This is a genomic window from Nocardiopsis potens DSM 45234 (genome assembly GCF_000341105.1).
GTDB lineage: Bacteria > Actinomycetota > Actinomycetes > Streptosporangiales > Streptosporangiaceae > Nocardiopsis_A > Nocardiopsis_A potens.
The window spans coordinates 12108-27983 of record NZ_ANBB01000012.1; the positions used below are offsets into that span (position 1 = coordinate 12108).

The 15876-nt window shown below is 76.4% G+C and carries 15 protein-coding genes; 11 read left to right on the forward strand and 4 right to left on the reverse strand.

Features of this window, described 5'->3' with window-relative positions:
- Positions 1-430: 430 nt before the first annotated feature.
- The gene (locus tag D459_RS0104370; protein WP_017591778.1) at positions 431-826 is read left to right on the forward strand and encodes a hypothetical protein; all 396 of its coding nucleotides are present in this window, start codon (positions 431-433) and stop codon (positions 824-826) included.
- Between the two features lie 34 nt (positions 827-860).
- On the opposite strand, the gene D459_RS0104375 is transcribed toward D459_RS0104370, so the two are convergent.
- Positions 861-1628, reverse strand: coding sequence for a hypothetical protein (locus D459_RS0104375; RefSeq protein ID WP_026120048.1), 768 nt, complete (start codon positions 1626-1628; stop codon positions 861-863).
- A 248-nt stretch (positions 1629-1876) separates the two neighbouring features.
- Here D459_RS0104375 and D459_RS0104380 point away from each other — a divergent pair, with 248 nt between their 5' ends.
- From D459_RS0104380 to D459_RS0104400, 5 genes are all read left to right on the forward strand, one after another.
- Complete coding sequence (locus D459_RS0104380; RefSeq protein ID WP_017591780.1) at positions 1877-2956, forward strand: AAA family ATPase; 1080 nt, start codon at positions 1877-1879, stop codon at positions 2954-2956.
- A 72-nt stretch (positions 2957-3028) separates the two neighbouring features.
- A complete protein-coding gene (locus D459_RS0104385) occupies positions 3029-3940 on the forward strand; it encodes a DUF58 domain-containing protein (RefSeq protein ID WP_051065312.1) in 912 nt (303 codons plus the stop codon).
- 71 nt (positions 3941-4011) lie between these two features.
- Positions 4012-4962, forward strand: coding sequence for a VWA domain-containing protein (locus D459_RS0104390; protein WP_017591782.1), 951 nt, complete (start codon positions 4012-4014; stop codon positions 4960-4962).
- Positions 4963-5060: 98 nt separating this feature from the next.
- Positions 5061-5792: an HAD family hydrolase gene (locus D459_RS0104395; RefSeq protein WP_017591783.1), complete on the forward strand. Its 732-nt coding sequence runs from the start codon at positions 5061-5063 to the stop codon at positions 5790-5792.
- A complete protein-coding gene (locus tag D459_RS0104400; RefSeq protein ID WP_017591784.1) occupies positions 5789-6541 on the forward strand; it encodes an NUDIX hydrolase in 753 nt (250 codons plus the stop codon). Before D459_RS0104395 ends, D459_RS0104400 begins: the two co-directional genes overlap by 4 nt.
- Positions 6542-6826: 285 nt before the next feature.
- Here D459_RS0104400 and D459_RS0104405 read toward each other — a convergent pair whose 3' ends face one another.
- The 3 genes from D459_RS0104405 to D459_RS0104415 all read right to left on the reverse strand — a co-directional run bounded on the left by D459_RS0104405 (position 6827) and on the right by D459_RS0104415 (position 10356).
- Positions 6827-8095: an APC family permease gene (locus D459_RS0104405; protein ID WP_017591785.1), complete on the reverse strand. Its 1269-nt coding sequence runs from the start codon at positions 8093-8095 to the stop codon at positions 6827-6829.
- An 845-nt stretch (positions 8096-8940) separates the two neighbouring features.
- Complete coding sequence (locus D459_RS0104410) at positions 8941-9216, reverse strand: DUF1876 domain-containing protein (protein WP_017591786.1); 276 nt, start codon at positions 9214-9216, stop codon at positions 8941-8943.
- A gap of 384 nt (positions 9217-9600) precedes the next feature.
- Positions 9601-10356: an SDR family oxidoreductase gene (locus D459_RS0104415; RefSeq protein WP_017591787.1), complete on the reverse strand. Its 756-nt coding sequence runs from the start codon at positions 10354-10356 to the stop codon at positions 9601-9603.
- A gap of 160 nt (positions 10357-10516) precedes the next feature.
- Between D459_RS0104415 and D459_RS0104420 the strand changes: the two genes are divergently transcribed.
- The 5 genes from D459_RS0104420 to D459_RS0104440 all read left to right on the forward strand — a co-directional run.
- Positions 10517-11143 (forward strand): class I SAM-dependent methyltransferase, encoded by a 627-nt coding sequence (locus D459_RS0104420; RefSeq protein WP_017591788.1) that lies wholly within the window; start codon positions 10517-10519, stop codon positions 11141-11143.
- 109 nt (positions 11144-11252) lie between these two features.
- Entirely contained in the window at positions 11253-11831 is a 579-nt protein-coding gene (locus D459_RS30720) for a TrmH family RNA methyltransferase (RefSeq protein WP_017591789.1), read from the forward strand.
- Between the two features lie 324 nt (positions 11832-12155).
- Positions 12156-13547 (forward strand): hemolysin family protein, encoded by a 1392-nt coding sequence (locus D459_RS0104430; protein WP_017591790.1) that lies wholly within the window; start codon positions 12156-12158, stop codon positions 13545-13547.
- A complete protein-coding gene (locus D459_RS0104435) occupies positions 13544-14596 on the forward strand; it encodes a hemolysin family protein (protein ID WP_017591791.1) in 1053 nt (350 codons plus the stop codon). Before D459_RS0104430 ends, D459_RS0104435 begins: the two co-directional genes overlap by 4 nt.
- A gap of 376 nt (positions 14597-14972) precedes the next feature.
- The coding region (locus tag D459_RS0104440; RefSeq protein ID WP_017591792.1) for a DMT family transporter at positions 14973-15876 on the forward strand (904 nt) is incomplete at its 3' end.

A 15876-nucleotide genomic window follows, 5' to 3' on the forward strand; every position in this document is an offset into this window, starting at 1 on the left:
TGGTCGCGGTTCGGAGCGGCGGATGGCGTGCGGCTCTGATGATGGGGGCGGCGCAGCCGCTCCTTTGTGTCGTTTTTTGCTTTCGGAGGAATCGAAACCACGGCCTTTACATTATAGATTCATAAGTTTTCGCAGTTCAGGGGAGGAATTGAAGGGGCGGCAGAGGAGGAGTTCGCGGAGGCCTTCCCGGCCCGGCGCACCCCCTCTCCCCGCCCGCTCCGCGCGCCCGGCCGCCGGCGCCCCTCCTCTCGCCTCGGGGCGGGAGCCCCCTCACTCCCCTCCCCCTGCCGCGCCAGCCCCCTCCGGGCCCGCTCCCCTCCCCCGGCGGGGTGTCGCTCCGGCCGGACCGGGCGCATGGTCCGATCCGTTGACAACACTTCATTGACAACATTTCGTTGACAACTGATCGTTGAAAAGCGAGGGTGGGGGCATGACCGCGAACGAAGACGGACGCCCCCGCGCCTACGAAGGGCTCGCCCGCATCACCGAGCGCCACGCCACCGGCGAAGACCGCGAGCGCTGGGAGTCCCTGGGCCGCCCGATGGCCCCCTACGACGCGCTGCTGCGCGTCTCCGACCTGGCCTCCGGCTCCGCCTTCCCCGAGGAGGGCGCCCCCGCCGTCGACGAGCACGACATCACCGCCGCCCTCGCCCTGCTCCCCCTGGCCCGCGCCGAATTCGACCAGCTGGAGCTGGGGCTGCTGCGGATGGCCAAAGGGCGCGGCCTGACCTGGCAGCAGATCGGCTCCGGCCTGGGGCTGGGCTCGGCCCAGGCCGCCCGGCAGCGCCACGACCGCATCGCCCGCCGCGCCCGAGACGGCGCCTGACCCCCGCGCCGCCCCGGCCCCGCTACCCGGCGGGTCAGGCCAGCGACCCCGGCCCGCCGGGAAGGTCCTCCAGCTCGTCCTCGTCCACGGTCGCCTCGGGCGTGCCGTCCGAGGGCTCGGGCGACGGCGACGGGTCGCCCTCCTCCCCGCCCGGGCTCTGCGACGGGGACGGCGAGGGCGACTCCGACGGGCTGGGCTCCTGGGAGGACGACGGGGACGGAGACGGCTCCACCTCGCTCCCCCCGGCCTGCCGGGACAGCATCGACATCCAGAAGTACAGCAGCACGATCAGCAGCACCGCCAGCAGCAGCAGGAGCATCACCCCCACCACCACGCCCCGCTGCGGGGGCGCCTCCGCGGCCCCCGAGCCGCCGTGCCCGCCCGGCCACAGCCAGCGCGCCGACGCCGGAGCGGACCGGACCGACCAGTGCGGGCGCAGCACCGCGGCCGACCCGGCGCGCACCGGCCCCGCGCCGCCCTCCACCGACTCCAGGAAGGCCGCGGCGCCCGGCCCCGGCCCGCCGTGCGGCACCGCCACCCAGGCCGCCGAGGCGGCCGCGGTGCCGGCCCCCAGCACCCGCTCCCCCTCCGGGGCGCCCCGGCCCTCGGCGACCGCCGCGCGGAACCGCTCCCGGGCGTCGGGGTCGGCGGCGGCGCCCTCGCTGAGCAGGGCGACCTCCACCCGCCGGCCCGATCCGTCCTCGCCCAGGTAGACCACCCCGGACGAGCCCCGGGACAACCTCCCGCTCAACCGGTACCCGCCCAGTTGGCGGGGGTCGCTGTCGTGCAGCGGAGACGACACCGGCCTCACGCCCCCGTTCCCCTCGTATCGGTCCGCGCCGCGGCGGCCCCGGCGTCGGCGCCGGGTCCCCGCTCGGCGGTAGCATCGCCGATGTGTGAGCATTCCCGACCCTGCGTGCGCCGTCCCGGCGGACGCGCCGGGGCGGTGCACCCCATGCTATTGCGGGCGGCGCCCGCGGCGCGGTGCGCAGGGCCCCGGGGGTCGACGAGGCGAGCGGCGCCGGGGGCGCCGAGCGAAAGGCTGGACGCATGCAGGACGCCAACGCCGCGCCGGGGGACGACGAGGAGCCGCGGCGCGCCGCCGAGGGACCCGAGCCCGCGGGGGACCCGACCCGGCTGCTCAGAGCCGCCCTGCAGGAGGTCTCCACGGTCATCGTCGGCCAGGACCAGATGGTGGAGCGCACCATGGTGTGCCTGGTCGCCAAGGGCCACTGCCTGCTGGAGGGGGTTCCCGGGATCGCCAAGACGCTGGCGGTGTCCACCCTGGCCAAGGTGACCGGCGGGTCGTTCTCCCGGGTTCAGTTCACCCCCGACCTGGTGCCCTCCGACATCGTGGGCACCCGCATCTACCGGCCCTCCGCCGAGGCCTTCGACGTGGAGCTGGGGCCGGTCTTCGCCAACTTCGTGCTGGCCGACGAGATCAACCGGGCCCCGGCCAAGGTGCAGTCGTCGCTGCTGGAGGTGATGGCGGAGAAGCAGGTGTCGCTGGGCGGCACCACCTACCCGCTGCCCGACCCGTTCGTGGTGGTGGCGACGCAGAACCCGGTGGAATCGGAGGGCGTCTACCCGCTGCCCGAGGCCCAGCGGGACCGGTTCCTGATGAAGATCAACGTGCCCCACCCCACCGCCGGCGAGGAGATGGAGATCCTGCGGCGGATGAGCACCTCCCCGCCCGAGGCCCACCAGGTGCTCGACCCGGTGACCCTGCGCGAGCTGCAGGTCGGCGCCGAGGCGGTGCACGTGCACCAGCTGGTCGCCGACTACGTGGTGCGGCTGGTGATGGCCACCCGCGAGCCGGAGCGGTACGGGGTGGGCGACCTGCGGCGGGTGCTGGAGGTGGGGGCCAGCCCGCGGGCGACCCTGGGGCTGGTGGCCGCGGCGCGCGCGCTGGCGCTGATCCGCGGCCGCGACTACGTGCTCCCCGACGACGTGCGGCTGCTGGCCCGCGACGTGATCGCGCACCGGCTGGTGCTGACCTTCGACGCGCTGGCCGACGGCATCAGCACCGAGCAGGTGGTGGACCGGGTGCTGGCGGCGGTGCCGCCGCCCCGGGTGATCTGGGACGAGCCGTCGGCCGGGCCGGCCGCCGACGCGGCCGCGGCGGGCTGAGGCGTGCCCCGGGCCGACCGGTCGCCCCTGGCCCTGGACCCCCGCGCCCACCAGGCGCTGCGCCGGCTGGACATGCGCATCGTGCGCCGCCTGGAGGGGCTGCTGCACGGCGAGCACCTGGGGCTGCGGCTGGGGCCGGGCAGCGAGCCCGCCGAGGCGCGCCGCTACCAGCCCGGTGAGGACGACGTGCGGCACATGGACTGGGCGGTGACCGCGCGCACCACCGTTCCGCACGTGCGCGACCTGGTGGCCGACCGGGAGCTGGAGAGCTGGACGCTGCTGGACCTCTCCCCCAGCATGGACTTCGGCACCGCCGAGCGGGACAAGCGCGAGGTGGCCATCGGCGCGCTGGCCGCGGTCAACGTGCTCACCCAGCGGGTGGGCGACCGGTTCGGGGCCTACTTCCTGCACCGCGGGCGGGTGCGGCGGTGGCCGGCCCGCTCCGGCAAGGCGGCGCTGACCACGATGCTGGCGACGGTGCAGGCCGCGCCGCGCGGAGACGGCCCCGTCACGGGCGGCGCGTCGCTGCCCGACGCGCTGACCGACCTGGCGCGCGCCCAGCGGCGGCGCGGGCTGCGGGTGGTCATCTCCGACTTCCTGGACACCCCCTCGGGCGGTGCGGTGCCGCTGGAGGCGCCCTGGGAGCGGCCGCTGCGCCGGCTGTCGGCCCGGCACCAGGTGCTGGCGATCGAGGTGGTCGACCCGCGGGAACTGGACGTTCCGGACATAGGATGGGTCACGCTGTCCGACCCGGAGACGGGGCGCTCGCGCGAGGTGCGGCTGAGCCGCGCGGTGCGGGAGCGCTACCGGGAGGCGGCCCTGGCCCAGCGCACGGCGGTCGCCGCGGGGCTGCGCCGGTGCGGCGTGCCGCACCTGGTGCTGCGCACCGACCGCGATTGGATCGTGGACATGGCCCGCTTCGTGGTGGAGCAGCGGCGCACCGCCCACAAGCTGGCCCGGCACACGCCCGCCGCGCCGCACTGACTCCGGCGCCGCGGGCCGCGGCGGCCCGCGGCGCCGGGCCCCCGAGCAAGGAACAGGACAGGAGACGACAGGTGAACTTCCTGGCCCCGGGTTGGATGCTGGCGGCGCTGGCGATGCTGGCCGCGCTCATCGCCGGCTACGTCTGGGTGCAGCTGCGGCGGCGCTCCGACGCCGCGCGCTTCACCAACCTGGCGCTGCTGGACCGGGTCGCGCCGCGCCGCCCGGGGTGGCGCCGGCACGTCAGCGCCGGGCTGCTGTTCGCGATGCTGGGGGTGCTGGCCGTCGCGCTGGGCCGGCCGGCGATGCCGGTGGAGGTCCCGCGGGAGCGGGCCACCATCATCGTCGCCATCGACGTGTCGCCGTCCATGGTGGCCAACGACATCGACCCGGACCGGATCACCTCGGCGAAGAAGGCGGCGGTGGACTTCGTGGAGTCGCTGCCCGACCGGTTCAACGTGGGGCTGGTGAGCTTCTCGGCGACGGCGGGGGTGGTCGCCTCGCCCAGCCAGGACCACCAGGCGGTCGCCGACTCGGTGCACAACCTGCAGATCTCCCCGGGGACCGCGATCGGCGAGGGGGTGTTCGCCTCGCTGCAGTCCATCCAGTCCTTCGACGACGACGCCGCGGAGGACCCGCCGCCGTCGGCGGTGGTGCTGCTGTCGGACGGGGAGAACACCAGCGGGCGGCCGATCTCCTCGGCGGTGCGGGCCGCCGCCGACGCCCGGGTGCCGGTGTCGACCATCGCGTTCGGCACCGGGGCGGCGCTGGTGGAGATCAACGGCGAGCCGGTGGAGGCCAACATCGACAAGGAGGCCCTGGAGCGGCTGGCCTCCGACACCGGGGGGCACTTCTACGAGGCGGAGTCGGGCGCCGAGCTCAGCGACGTCTACGACGACATCGGGTCCTCGCTGGGCAGTGAGACCGAGTACCAGGAGAACCTGATCTGGTGGGTGCGCGCGGCCGCGCTGCTGGGCGCCGGCGCGGTCCTGGCGGCGCTGGCGTGGTCGCCCCGGCTTCCCTGACCAGGTCCGGCCGCGCCATCCGGTGGCGCTTCGTCCCTGTTCGACCGGTACCGTAGCCCTGTTTGTCACTGTCCGACGAGCTTGACGAAATAGGAACGATGCCGGATACCGCCACCGCACCCGCGGTGATCTTCTTCGATCTGGACGACACGCTGCTCGATGAGCGGGCGGCGAGCTCCGCAGGCCTGCGCATGCTGATGGAGCGGCTCGGCCACCCCGACTTCAACGCCGCGCGCACGCTGTGGGACGTGCAGACCGAGATCTCCTTCGGCGCCTACCTCAACGGCCGGCTCGGCTTCGCCGAGCAGCGCCGCGAGCGGGTCCGCGCCCTGGCCGTGCAGGCCGGTCACGCCTCCGTCCCCGACCAGGCCTGCGACGACCTGTACCGGCAGTACCTGGACGCCCACCGGGCGGCCTGGCAGCCGTTCCCCGACGCCGCCCCCGCGCTGGGCGAGCTGGCCGCCGCCGGGATCGGGCTGGGCGTCATCACCAACGGGGTGGAGGCGCTGCAGCGCGAGAAGCTGGAGCGGATCGGGCTGGCCCGCAGCTTCCCCGTGGTGGTCTGCCCGGACACCGCCGGGGCGGGCAAGCCCGCGCCGCGGATCTTCGAGGCGGCCTGCGCCCAGGCCCGGGTGGCCCCGGAGAACTGCTGGCACGTGGGCGACCAGCTGCACGCCGACGCGCTGGGCGCGATGGGCGTGGGCATGCGCCCGGTGCTGGTGGACCGGGAGGGCCGGCACGCCGACCGCACCGACCTGACCGTCATCGGCGGCCTGGACCGGCTGCCGTCCCTGGTCCGCGGCGCCGGGCGCCCCCAGGGGGTGCTGTGACCCCGCCCGGGCCGCTGCGCCGGGTCACCGTGCACGTCGCCGGGGAGGTGCCGGCCGGGGCCCGCCTGCTGTTCGGCGAGGACCCCGCCGAGGCGGCGCGGCGCGCGGCCGGACTGGACGCCCGGACCCCGCTGGAGCCGGTCGAGGTCCGCACCGAGCTGGCCTCGGTCCCCGGGGCCGGCGGCCCGGTCGGGCTCCACATCGACCGGGTGTTCTACCGGGTGCCGGGCTCTGCCGCCGCGCCCTCGGCCGAAGCGGTGCCCGCCGCGGCCGACCTGGTCGCCGAGGAGCCGGCCCGGCCCGGGCCGGCGCTGCGCCGGTTCGCCGCCTACGGGCTGGTCACCGACCCCGACGGGCGGCTGCTGCTGTCCCTGATCGCGCCGGGCTACCCGGGCGAGGGCACCTGGCACCTGCCCGGCGGGGGCGTCGACGACGGCGAGGACGCGCGTGCGGCGCTGCGCCGCGAGGTGTTCGAGGAGACCGGCCAGCACGCCGGGGTGGGCCGCCTGGTCGGGGTCCGCCACCACCACCGCACCGGGCAGATGGGGCCGGAGAGCGCCGCCACCGAGATCTATGCGGTGTGGGCGTTCTTCCACGCCCATGTGGCCCGCCCGACCGCCCCCCGGGTGGTCGAGGAGGAGGGGTCCACGGCCGACTGCGCCTGGTTCGCCCCTGAGGAGCTTCCGCGGATCCCCCTGTCGGCGACCGCCCGCAAGGGGCTGGACGCGCTGGCGCCGCCGGGGGGCTGAGCGCGGCCCGGGCCGGCCCGCCTGCGGGCGGCCGGCCCGGCGGGCGGCGGCGGGAGACCCCCGCCGCCGCCCTTTTTCGTTCCTTCTCTTTCCGGCCCGCCGCGCCGGGGCCGCGGACGGAGGCCGGAGAGGCGGGGCGGCCCGCCGGGGGCGTCCGCCGGCCCGGCGGCCCCTTTCGCGCGGTCCCCGCCTGCCCGCGCCGCCCCGGTACGGCGCCGCTCGCGGCTTCTTCCGCGGGGCCGGGCCCCGCGGCGGAGGGCCCGGCGCAGCCGGAGCCGCCGGCCTTCAGCCGCCGCGGGCGTCCAGGGTGCGGACCAGCAGCCGGCCCAGCGCGCCGGCCGCGATCACCGCGAGGCCGGCGGCCACCAGGTGCAGCGGCAGGCTCAGCGCCAGCACCACGCACCCGCCCAGCCCGCCCAGCGCGATCAGCAGCGGGGGGCGGTTCTCCTCCGCCCCCAGCCGCAGCGCCGAGGCGTTGGCGATGGTGGAGTAGACCAGGGCGCCCAGTGCGGCGAGCACGATCGCCGCGCCGAGGTCGGCGACCAGCACCAGCAGCAGGGCCGCCGCGCCCAGCAGCGGCTCGGCCAGGTAAGGGGTGTCCTTCCCCGGGCGGACCGCGGCCAGCGCGCGCGGCAGGTCGCCCTTGGAGGCCATCTCCGCGGCGGTGCGCGAGGCCCGCGGCAGCACGGCCAGCAGGCCGCCCAGGCAGGCCAGGGCGGCGCCGGCCGCGACCACCGGGGCCAGGCCCGGCCGCCCCGAGGCGCGCACCAGGTCCAGCAGGGGCGCGGCGCCGGCCGCGAGCCGGTCGGGCCCCAGCACCGACAGCGCCGCCAGGCACACCGCCATGTAGACCGCCAGCACCCCGCCGATGGACAGCGCGACCGCGCGGGGGACGGTGGTGCGCGGGTCGCGCACCTCGCCCTCGGGGGCGGCCGCCCGGGAGTAGCCGGTGAAGGCGAAGAACAGCATCCCGGCCGCGCCCAGCAGGCCGAAGGAGCCCGGCCAGGCCCCGGACAGGGAGAGGTTGCGGAGGTCGGCGCCGCCGTCCGCCGCGGCGGCGGCCACCGCCACCGCCAGCACCGTCACCGTGGCCGCCAGCAGGACCTTCGCGGCCCGGTCGGTCACCCGCACGCCGATCATGTTCAGCGCGGTCAGGGCCGCCACGGCGGCGGCCGCGGCCGGGCGCTCCCAGCCGGGGGCGACGTAGGAGGCGAAGGCCAGCGCCATGGCGGCGCCCGAGGCCGCCTTGCCGACCAGGAACGACCAGCCCGCGGTGTGCCCCCACAGCTCGCCCAGCCGCTCCCGGCCCCAGACGTAGGCGCCCTCGGGCTCGGGGTGGCGGGCGGCCAGCCGCGCCGAGCAGGTGGCGTTGCAGTAGGCGACGGCGGCGGCCAGCAGCAGCGCCACCGGCAGCCAGGGGCCGGCTCCGGCGGCCGCCGGGGCGAACGCGGCGAACACCCCGGCCCCGATCATGGCGGCCGCGCAGGCCGCGCCGAGGCCTGCGGCGCCCCTCGCCCGGGCGGGCCGGGCCTGCGGTCCGGTCGGAGTGGGCATCGGTCCCTCCTTGTGCGGTCGTCCTCGGACCCCCGTCGCGCCGCGCGGGCGGCCGGGGCCGGCGTGCGCCGGATTCGGGGGGTCTTCGGCCGGGGTGTCGTGCATCCGCCTACCCCGGGACCGCGGTGGCATGGGCGTGGAGTCGGCTGTCGCGCACCGGGTTCTGCACCGTCCTTCGTCGTTCGGTCCGGGCGGACGCGGTCCCGAACGCAAAAAGCCCCGCCCCTGGGGGACGGGGGCCTCCGGGTGGCCGCGTCCTATCAGCCGAGTCTGCCCCACCGTGATCACCGGGCAGTGTAGGAGCGCCTTCCCGCGCGCGTCCACATTCGGCCGTTCACGGGGCGGCGCCCGCCCTTCCGCGGGGCGGGACCGCCGCCGCCACCTGCATTCGCGCGCCCGGGCGCGCCGCCGGGGCGCGGGCCGGTGACATTTCCCCTGGAGAGGACGGGGCGCCCCGGGGCGTGCACGGACCGTTGCGGGCCGGCCGGGGGCGGGTCCGGCCGCCGGGCCGGCGGTGCGGTGCGGGACGCTGCGGGGCGCGGCGGGCCGCCGGCCCCCGGTCGCGGTCGGCCCGGGCCCTGTTTTTCCTCCCGCCCGGAACCGCGGCCCGGCCGGGTGCTCCCCTTCCGGGCCGCGCGGGCGGAGGCGGGCCGGCGCGGCCCCGTCCCCTTTCGGACGGCTCTCGGCCCCGCTCGGGACGGGGCGCCTTACTCGAACCGCGGAGTCTCCGCAGGTCGAACGGGTCCTCGGGCGGCGCGGGCAGGGCACGGGTGCCGCGCGCCGGTCCCCGGCGCGCGGGTGCGGGCACCGGTCCCGGGGGGCGCGGGACCGGTCAGAGGCGCGGGTCAGGGACGCCAGGGAGTGCCGGTGTTGCCGGAGATGTCCTCGGCGGCCACCTGGCGGAGCTGGCGGGCGAGGTCGGCCAGGGCCCGGGAGACGGCGAGCTCCTCGCCGATCTCGGGGGCCTCGGGGTCGGCCGGGTGCTTGCGGGCCATCCCCCGGCCGTGCAGGTCGGTTCCGCCCTCGGCGTGCAGACCGGCGTCCGCCCAGGTGTTGGCGGTGTCGCCGTCGGTCTCCTCGGAGAGCAGGATCTCGATGTTCCAGCGCTTCATGGTGTGCATCGTGGACCTCCTGGAACGCCCCGGGACCGGCCCCGGGGAGGATGCGGACTCGTGCGGAACGGGTCGGGGGGCTCGCTCCTGGGGGAGGTTCCGTGCGGTGCCGGGCGCGGGGGTGCGGGGGTGCGCGCGGGGGCGGGGGAAGGCGCTGCGGTGCGCATCAGGCTCACCCCCGTCGCTCCGGGGAGGCGTCCGGCCGCCGCGGCCGGTCCTCCGCTCCGGAGCCGTTCGCGTTCGCGCGTCCGACCGGGCGCGGGCGGGGCCGCGGTTCCGCCGCCCCTGACCAGGGCGGGCGGCCCGTTCCGGCGGCGTCCGGTCGCTCCCATCATCCGTCTCCGCGGGGCCGAATGCAACGGGGCCGGGGCGCCGCCCCGGCCCCGCCGGGCGCTATTCCACGCCTGCGCCGAGCGTGCGGCCGCCGTCCAGGGTGTGGGTCTGGCCGGTGACCCAGGAGGCGTCGTCGGAGGCGAGGTGGGCGATGGCGGCGGCGATGTCGGCCGGGTCGCCCAGGCGGCCGAGCGGGTAGCCCTTGGTGACCTCCTCCTCGTTGTCGGCGTAGAGGGCGGTGGCGAAGGCGGTCTTGACGACGGCGGGGGCCACCGCGTTGACCCGGATCGAGGGGGCCAGCTCGTAGGCGAGCTGCTCGGTGAGGTTGATCAGGGCGGCCTTGCTCGCGCCGTAGATCCCGATGCCCGGGGAGGGGTGCTGGCCGGCCAGCGAGGCGACGTTGACCACCGCGCCGCCGTGCTCCTTCATCCAGGCGTGGTAGGCGGCGGAGACCCAGGAGGCGGCGGCGATCACATTGATCTCGAAGATCTTGGCCATGGCGGCGGGGTCGACGTTGACGATCGCGTCGAAGACGGGGTTGGTGCCGGTGTTGTTGACCAGTACGTCGATCCGGCCGAAGGCCTCCAGGGTGCGGCGGACGACCTCGTCGCGGTGCCCGGCGTCGTGGGCCTTGCCGGCGATGCCCAGGGCGTGCTCGGGGCCGCCGAGTTCGGCGACGGCCTGCTCCAGGGGCTCGGGCTTGCGGGCGGTGACGACGACGCGGCCGCCTTCGTCGACGATGCGCCGGGCGGCGGCCAGGCCGATGCCGCGGCTGGCTCCGGTGACGATGGCGACTCTGCCGGTGAAACGCTGCACTGGGCGGTCCTCTCTTGGCGCGGGGGCGGGCGGGCGGTGCCCGCGCCCAACGATACCGACCGACCGGTTTGTGGCGTGCGCCTCCCCCGCCGCCCGCGCCGCCGGAAGGGCCCGCGCCGGCCCGGCCGGGCGGCTCCGCCCCTGGTGGTAGCGTCTTCGGGTGGCTCAGCACTACTTCGACTCCGACCCCGAGGCCGCCAGCCGCCCGGCGACCGTCGACCTCGTCCTGCCCGACCTGCACCTGCGCCTGGGCACCGACCGGGGCGTCTTCTCCCCCGGCAAGGTCGACCTGGGCACCCGGGTGCTGCTGGAGTCGGTGCCGGCCCCGCCGGCCGGGGGCCGCCTGCTCGACCTGGGCTGCGGGTACGGGCCGATCGCGCTGGCCATGGCGGCCCGGGCGACGGGCGCATCGGTGCTGGGCGTCGATGTCAACGGCCGGGCGGTGGACCTCGCCCGGGCGAATGCCCGGAACAACCGCCTTTCCAACGTAGATTTCCGACATGTCGCCCCGGACGGGCGGCCCGCGGACGGCGCGCCCCCCGGCCCCGAGCAGGGCCCCTTCGACGCGATCTGGTCCAACCCGCCGATCCGCATCGGCAAGCCCGCCCTGCACGCCCTGCTGTCCACCTGGCTGGACCGGCTCGCCCCCGGCGGCACCGCCCACCTGGTCGTCCAGCGCAACCTGGGCGGCGACTCGCTGCACCGCTGGCTGGAGTCCCAGGGCCGCCCCACCGAGCGCGCCTCCTCCCGGGCCGGCTACCGGGTGCTGCTGGTGCGCCGCGGCTGACCTCCCCTTGCGCCGCGGCGCCGCCCTGCGGTTATCCTGTCTGGCGAAGCGCCGCAATCCCGGCGGCCCCGACCGGCACCGCCGCACGAATACGAGGTACGCACACCAGGTGAGCACGCAGCTGCGCCCCACCGACGTCAAACGTCTCAACCGCCAGTGGCGCAGGCGCACCGAGGGCCGCGTCGCCCTCATCGCGGAGTCCGTCACCCAGCCGTTCAACCTCGGCTCCGTGCTGCGCACCGCGGCCGTGTTCGGGGTGGAGACGCTGTGGCTGGCCGGCAACACCGCCGACCCCGCCCACCCCCAGGTCGGCAAGACCGCCCTGGGCTCGGAGCAGAAGATGCGCCTGGAGCGCACCCGCACCGCCGCCGAGGCCGCCGACGCCGCCCGCGCCGCGGGCTACCGGGTGGTCGCCCTCGAACTCGCCCGCGACGCCCTGCCGCTGCACGAGGCCGCGCTGGAGGGCGACGTCTGCCTGGCCATCGGCTCCGAGGACCACGGCTGCTCGCCCGCGCTGCTCGCCGCGGCCGACGCCGCCGCCTACATCCCGCAGATCGGCCGGGTCGGCTCGCTCAACGTCGCCGTCGCCGCCTCCATCGCCATCGCCGAGGTGCGCCGCCGCGAGTGGGCCGCCGCGCCCGCCGGCGACCCCGCCCTCCCCGCACCGGACGCCGCCGCAGGCGTCTGACCCGCTCCGGCACCCTCCCGCCGCCTCCGGCGGGTGAGGTGTCGGCAAAACCCGGAGCGTTCGCGGTTGGAACCGCCGCTTCCGGGAATTTCCGAGGCCGCACGGTCGTATCTCCGTCGTACCCGATTCAGAGAGAGGAACAGTGGATCCGTCCCGAAGTACCGGCAGCGCCCTGGAGATGGCAGGGTGCTGCAGTCCCGACCCCGAAGACCCGCCCTCACCAACGGGCGCGCGCGCAGGACACCACCGCTCCGAGGCCGCGCGCAGCGCCCTGAAGCGGCGGGCCCGCACCCGCACCGCCCTCCCCGCCTGGGAGCGTGAGCGGTGAGCATCCTGCTGAACATCCTCCTCGGAGCGCTGGTGATCTTCCTGATCACCGTGGCGACGGGGTACTTCGTCGCCCAGGAATTCGGCTACATGGCGGTGGACCGGTCCCGCCTGAAGGCCCGCGCCGCCCAGGGCGACGCCGGCGCCCAGCGCGCCCTGGACATCACCAAGCGCACCTCGTTCATGCTCTCCGGCGCCCAGCTGGGCATCACCGTCACCGGCCTGCTGGTCGGTTCGGTGGCCGAGCCGATGCTCGGCGACGGCGTGAGCGACCTGCTGGGCATCGCGGGCGTGCCGGCCGGCTTCGGCCTGGCCGTCGGCGCCGCGGTGGCGCTGCTCTTCTCCACCGTGGTCCAGATGGTCTTCGGTGAGCTGTTCCCCAAGAACCTGGCGATCGCCCGGCCCGAGCCGGTCGCCCGCCGGCTGGCCCTGTCCACCGGCATCTACCTGCGCCTGTTCGGCTGGATCATCCGGCTGTTCGACCAGGCCGCGGTGGTGCTGCTCAAGGCCGTGGGCATCCGCCCGGTGGAGGACGTGCAGCACGCCGCCACCCCGGCCGACCTGGAGCGCATCGTCGAGGAGTCGCGGGACAGCGGGGACCTGCCGGCCGAGCTGTCCACCCTGCTCGACCGGACCCTGGACTTCCACGACCGCACGGCCGGGCACGCGATGATCCCGCGCCCGCACGTGGACACCGTCCAGGCCGACGACCCGGTCGTCCGGGTGGTGGAGCTGATGGCCGGCGGCCACTCCCGGTTCCCGGTGATGGGCGGCGACGTCGACGACATCGTCGGCGTGGTGTGCCTGCGCGACGTGCTCGCCCAGGGCGACGAGGCCGACCTGGACACGGTGCGGGTGGCCGGTGTGGCCCGCCCCGCGGTGCTGGTCCCGGCCTCCCTGCCGCTGCCCGACGTGCTGGACCGGCTGCGCGACTCCGGTGAGGAGTTCGCCTGCGTGGTCGACGAGTACGGCGGCCTGGCCGGCGTCATCACCACCGAGGACATCGCCGAGGAGCTGGTCGGCGAGATCGCCGACGAGCACGATCCGGCCGACGAGGGCGAGGCCCGCGTCACCGAGGACGGCGCCTGGCTGCTGCCCGGGGCCCTGCACATCGACGAGGTCGAGCGGCTGCTCGGGCACGACCTGCCCGAAGGCGACTACGAGACCGTCGGCGGGCTGGTCATCAGCGGGCTGCGGCGGCTGCCCGAGGACGGCGACCGGATCGAGGTGGCGCTCCCCCGCCACCCCGGCGCCCCCGAGGACGAGCCCGACCGCTCGGTGACGCTCAGCGTCGAGGGGGTCGACCGGCACGTGCCCGAGACGGTCCGCCTGGAGCTGCACGAGGCCCCGGCCGAAGAGGGCGAGAAGTCGCGGGAGGTGAGCGCGTGAGCGACATGAACCCGCTTCTCGCGATGGTGATCTCGGTCGGGCTGATCGCGCTGAGCGCGTTCTTCGTGGCCATCGAGTTCGCCCTGGTGGCGGCGCGCCGCTACCGGTTGGAGGAGGCCGCCGAGACCAGCATGTCGGCGCGGGCCGCGCTGCGCAGCGCACGCGACCTGTCGCTGCTGCTGGCCGGCTCCCAGCTGGGCATCACGCTGTGCACGCTGGCGCTGGGCGCCATCACCAAGCCGGCGGTCAAGCACATGCTGGAGCCGCTGCTGTACGGGCGGATGCCCGACGCGGTCGCCGCGACGCTGGCGTTCGTGCTGTCGCTGGTGGTCGTCACCTTCCTGCACCTGGTGGTCGGGGAGATGGCGCCGAAGTCGTGGGCGATCTCGCACCCGGAGAAGTCGGCGACGCTGCTGGCGATCCCGATGCGGGCGTTCATGTGGCTGACCCGGCCGCTGCTGGTGGTGCTGAACGGGATGGCCAACTGGTGCCTGCACCGGGTGGGGGTGAACGCGGTCGACGAGGTGGCCTCCGGGCACAACCCCGACGACCTGCGCGAGCTGGTGGACCACTCGGCCAAGGCCGGCGCGCTCGACGAGGAGCGCCGGGACCAGCTGGCCAGCGCCCTGGAGGTCAACTCCCGGCCGCTGCGGGAGATCACCACCCCGCTGGTGGAGCTGGCCGGGGTCGGCCCGGGCGCCTCCCTGGAGGACGTCAAGCGGGTCTCCCGGGACTCGGGCCACCTGCGGCTGGTCGTCCTGGACGAGCACCGGCCGCTGGGCGTGGTGCACGTCCGCGATGCGCTGACCAGCCCCGAGGGGACCACCGCCGCCGACCTGATGCGGCCGGTGCCCACCCTGGGGGCGGACACGCCGATCTATGCGGCGCTGAGCATCATGCGGGAGAGCCGCAGCCACCTGGCCCTGGTCGAGGAGATCGACGCCGAGACCGGCGCCGCCGACCCGGCCCGCGGCCGCCCGTCCCTGGTCGGCCTGGTGACCATGCAGGACATGATGGACCGCCTGCTGCTCATCGAACCGCGCGCCTGACCGGTGCCCGCGAGCGCCCCCGCCCCTTCCCCGGGCGGGGGCGCTCCGCGTTTCCCGGCCTCTCCCGGCGCCTCCCCGGTGCCGCTCCCCCGCCCGGCCGGGTCCTGCCGCCGCGCCCCGCTCTCCGGCCGGGCCGGACCCGGGATCCCGGCTCCCCCGGCTCCTTCGCGTCCGGAGCGGCCGGGGCGGCCGGGGCGGCCGGGGCGGGACCGCACGGTACCCCTGTCCGCCGCCCCCGGGGCCCGCCGGCCGCTCCGGGCCCCTCGGGGCGGGCCCCTCCGGTATGCGGCGCCTTCCGCCGACCGGGAGCAGTGTGCGCCGTTCGCCGGGAATGGGATGATTCCGGGGTCGTCGGAACAGCGGAAGGACGGGGAACGTGGCCCAGCGCAGCGGGGACCGGATGTGGGCGGTGGCGGCGGCCGCCGGGCTGTGGGGGACGTCCGCGCTGATGCGCGAGCCGCTGTCGGCGGTGATGCCCGCCCCCGCCGTCGTCTTCTACGAGCACCTGATCATCGCGCTGTGCCTGTCCCCGTGGGCCGTCCCGGCCTTCCGCGAACTGGCGCGCTCGGGGGCGCGGACCATCGCCGCGATGGCGGTGGTCGGCGGCGGCTCCTCGGCGCTGGCCACCACCCTGTTCACCCTGGCGTTCACCACCGGCGACCCGATCACCCCGCAGGTGCTGCAGAAGCTCCAGCCGGTCTTCGCGATCCTGCTCGCCGTGCTGCTGCTGGGCGAGCGGCTGCGCCCGCGGTTCGCGCTGTACGCCCTGCCCGCCCTGGCCGGCGCCTGGCTGCTGGCCTTCCCCGACCCCCTCTCGGTGACCCTGGGCAGCGCCAAGGCCGCGGCGCTGGCGCTGGGCGCGGCCGCGCTGTGGGCCGGCGGCACCGTGCTCGGCCGGCTGGCCGGCACCACCATGGCCTTCATGCACGTCACCGCGGTGCGGTTCTGCATCGCGCTGCCGGTGGCGCTGGCGATCTCGCTGGCCACCGGCTCCTCCCTGGCCCTGGACCCGGCCCGGATCCCGATGCTGGCCGCCCTGGCGCTGGGGCCCGGCCTGCTGGCGCTCTCCCTGTACTACTGGGCGCTCGGCCGCACCGCCGCCAGCCGCGCCACCCTGGCCGAGCTGGCCTTCCCGCTGGTGTCCGCGGTGGTCGGGGTGGCCTTCCTGGGCGCCGACCCGACCTGGTCGCAGTGGCTGGGCGGCGCCGTGGTGCTGGTGTCGGTGACCGCGATGGCGCTGTCCCGCGGCACCGAGGCCCCCGGCGGGGTGCGGGCGCCTG